Origin of the sequence: Escherichia sp. S10b (assembly GCF_028421345.1) — a bacterium.
GTDB lineage: Bacteria > Pseudomonadota > Gammaproteobacteria > Enterobacterales > Enterobacteriaceae > ECMA0423.
The window spans coordinates 1-3,264 of the sequence record NZ_JAHZSO010000001.1; the positions used below are offsets into that span (position 1 = coordinate 1).

General features: G+C 47.1%; 4 protein-coding genes. 2 read left to right on the forward strand and 2 right to left on the reverse strand.

Annotated features, from left to right (window positions below):
• Positions 1 to 434: 434 nt before the first annotated feature.
• Positions 435 to 890, reverse strand: a complete 456-nt coding sequence (locus tag FTE26_RS00005; protein ID WP_272457328.1) for a hypothetical protein — start codon at positions 888 to 890, stop codon at positions 435 to 437.
• A 396-nt stretch (positions 891 to 1,286) separates the two neighbouring features.
• On the opposite strand from FTE26_RS00005, the gene FTE26_RS00010 reads away from it, so the two are divergent.
• Positions 1,287 to 1,865 (forward strand): helix-turn-helix domain-containing protein, encoded by a 579-nt coding sequence (locus FTE26_RS00010; RefSeq protein WP_052266651.1) that lies wholly within the window; start codon positions 1,287 to 1,289, stop codon positions 1,863 to 1,865.
• A gap of 207 nt (positions 1,866 to 2,072) precedes the next feature.
• On the opposite strand, the gene mobA is transcribed toward FTE26_RS00010, so the two are convergent.
• Positions 2,073 to 2,396 (reverse strand): plasmid mobilization protein MobA, encoded by a 324-nt coding sequence (gene mobA, locus FTE26_RS00020; RefSeq protein WP_000166966.1) that lies wholly within the window; start codon positions 2,394 to 2,396, stop codon positions 2,073 to 2,075.
• A 272-nt stretch (positions 2,397 to 2,668) separates the two neighbouring features.
• Between mobA and FTE26_RS00025 the strand changes: the two genes are divergently transcribed.
• Positions 2,669 to 2,863 carry a Rop family plasmid primer RNA-binding protein gene (locus tag FTE26_RS00025; protein WP_001041643.1) on the forward strand — a complete coding sequence of 65 codons (195 nt, stop codon included), beginning with the start codon at positions 2,669 to 2,671 and terminating at the stop codon, positions 2,861 to 2,863.
• Positions 2,864 to 3,264 lie beyond the last annotated feature (401 nt).

Below are 3,264 nucleotides of genomic sequence, written 5' to 3' on the forward strand. Positions count from 1 at the left end.
TCCCTTCGGGAAGCGTGGCGCTTTCTCATAGCTCACGCTGTTGGTATCTCAGTTCGGTGTAGGTCGTTCGCTCCAAGCTGGGCTGTGTGCACGAACCCCCCGTTCAGCCCGACCGCTGCGCCTTATCCGGTAACTATCGTCTTGAGTCCAACCCGGAAAGACACGACTTATCGCCATTGGCTGCGGCCATTGGTAGACAGGATGTGCGAGAGATGTATCGAGAGTTCTTGAAGTGATGGCCTGACTGCGGCTACACTGAAAGGACAGATTTGGTGACATGTCTCGCACAAGACTGTTACCACGGTTCAGAAGTTCCCCAACTTACTGAACCTTCGAAAAACCACCTCCCCAGGTGGTTTTTTCGTTTCAGGAAAAGAGACTACAGCTGAGAGAAAAAAATCTCAACATATCCTTACCAGCCACTATTCAGATATTTAATCATCTGATTCAGTGAAGAGTGGGTTGTAATGCGCCGCATCAGACTTAGGGAAGGGCTCATGTGTAGGGGAGAAGCCTACGACAAACACCGTGCCATCGTTGAGTTTTTGATAGTGGATCACTTCAGCGGAGGTTAGCCCCGCAACGTTCATACCCAAGTTAAAAGTCATCGATCTAAGTTTGACCCCTTCTGGATATGGACCGCAATGATAATGCCAATAGTTCCCGTCTTCGTACGCATCAGTACCGGAAATTTTAATGGAATTATCATCAAGCCATGAAGGCTTGTTTTTCCCTGGAAGAGGCTCTTCACGAGTTATCGCACCCAAGAAAGAGGCTAATGCCCGGCGTTGCTCTTCTTTGAGGTAGGGTAAATCTACGAAATACTTTTCATTCAGCTTCCCGTCTCGGAAAGCCGAATGAAGCTCAAACTTATTGAATTTGGTTGTCATCAAACACTTTCCACTTACCTTACTGAGTAAGTAGATAGCATATCAAAGATCGATTCATCAGACTGCGGAGAATCGCATTTTAACGCTTCATGTGCCTGATTCTTGTATGAACGCGAGAGCAGCACTTCGTCAGCACGAGATTTGTACTGCTGACGACGTTCTGTATCGCAGCTGTGATTATCAAATCGTACGTTTGCCAACATGTCAGTCCTATGTTTGAAGAAGTCTGGGAAGATAAAATCTTACTCAATTAGATGGTAAGAGAGGTCCTTTCCCAGTGCTAGACATTAGGCCTTTTTGGTCAAATTAAAGGGCGGCATTGATGCCGCCCAAATAATAAATCATAATAACAATACCTATATATATAGGTATTGTTATTATGATTGGTGACAGAAATTGAAATCAGAAATCGAACTCAAAAAAACAGAACACTCATCAGTAGAGATCCCAGAAAGGATCTTAGCCATATGGGGGCGCAGCATTTTAAACTCTGGCTGGACATCCGTCCCCAATGAACTATTAAAAAACCAATCTAAGCTAGGAATAGGAAACACAGAGCTTGTACTTTTGATTAATCTGATATCTTTCATGCATCATCCTGACGCAAGAGTGTACCCATCAATTTCACTTCTATGCGAAAGAATGAATCAGGACAGACGAACAATTCAGAGAAATTTAAACAAGTTAGTAGAAATGGACATTCTGAGGATAAAAATACGCTCCACCGGCAAAAACTCTAAAGGAATGACTAACTTGTATGACATAACCCCTTTAATGCTGAAGTTAATCAACCTAAAAATACCATCTTTAAATACGCCCGATGAAAAACATACGTGTCCAAAATGCGGAAAAATAGCCATATCAAGAGAAGAAATAACAAAGGAGTTTGGATTCAGAACTGACACTAATGGGAAGATGAGAACGCAAAGTTGGTGCAAGGATTGTCGAGGTAGGAAAATTGCGGATTTACCATAACGTCGCATTACGCGCACCGCAGAAACGCGCTGAACGCGATTCTGCCGCAAACACCGCAAAAAGAGATGTTTTCCCCGGGGTAAACCGGAAAAATGCGTCAGGATTGTTTTCAGCGCGTTGCATGACTATGCATGAAACTGAATGGCGATCGGTTTGGGGGCTTACGGCGTTCATATCGTCTGTTTTCGACAGTTTCTCTCCGGGAAGCTAATCAGCCATAAGCCTGGATAACAGGGCACGGTGATACTCCGTAATAGCGATCAGCACCTCCGCATACTCCCTGTCCCCGACACGCTTGCCGTCGATAAAGAGTTTTTTCTGTAACGCCCCCAGTCTCATAACTTCTTTCAGTACCCGGTCATCAGTCAGTGAGTTAACTTTCTTACCGAGAGCTGCCGCCCGTAAAAAACCAGAAACGGTCTTGCCGCATTCAGCAGCCCTTTTTCTGATTTCCTGGTCTTCTTCTGCCGTCAGACGAACAGGGCGACTGATAGCCCGCCTGCGCGTATTACTTCCACTTCGTTTTGTCATAAAACATGGCTCCGTATCTGACATGGGGTGTCGGGGCGAAGCCCTGACCAGGGTAATTGTAATAGCGTGCATGTATGCGCGGTATAACAATTGCACATCCTGTCCTGTCTGCAAGTTCGAATTACCAACAAAGCACTGCTGTTTTTTTGGCAGTGACAGTGTTGTCTGACTGAAATGTCCGTCGGCAGAATACCGGCGGTAAGACGGTCCAAAAGTGGTGCGCGATATAATCACACGACGCAGATGACAGACAGAACGGAGAAAACAGAAAGATGAACAAGCAGCAGCAAACTGTACTCAACATGGCGGGATTCATAAAAAGCCAGAGCCTGACGCTGCTCGAAAAACTGGACGCACTCGATGCTGACGAGCAGGCCGCCATGTGTGAGAAGCTGCACGAACTCGCAGAAGAACTCCAGAACAGCATACAGACACGCTTTGAAGTAGAAAATAGCACAGAGATATAACGCTCAGGGCAGGATGCCGAACGGCACAACAGAGCGTAAGGAGAAAATGTCACATAAGGCGCTCTTCCGCTTCCTCGCTCACTGACTCGCTACGCTCGGTCGTTCGACTGCGGCGAGCGGTGTCAGCTCACTCAAAGGCGGTAATACGGTTATCCACAGAATCAGGGGATAACGCCGGAAAGAACATGTGAGCAAAAAGCCGAAGCCAGGGACAAAGGCCGCGCCGTTGGCGTTTTTCCATAGGCTCCGCCCCCCTGACGAGCATCACAAAAACCGACGCTCAAGTCAGAGGTGGCGAAACCCGACAGGACTATAAAGATACCAGGCGTTTCCCCCTGGAAGCTCCCTCGTGCGCTCTCCTGTTCCGACCCTGCCGCTTACCGGATACCTGTCCGCCTTTC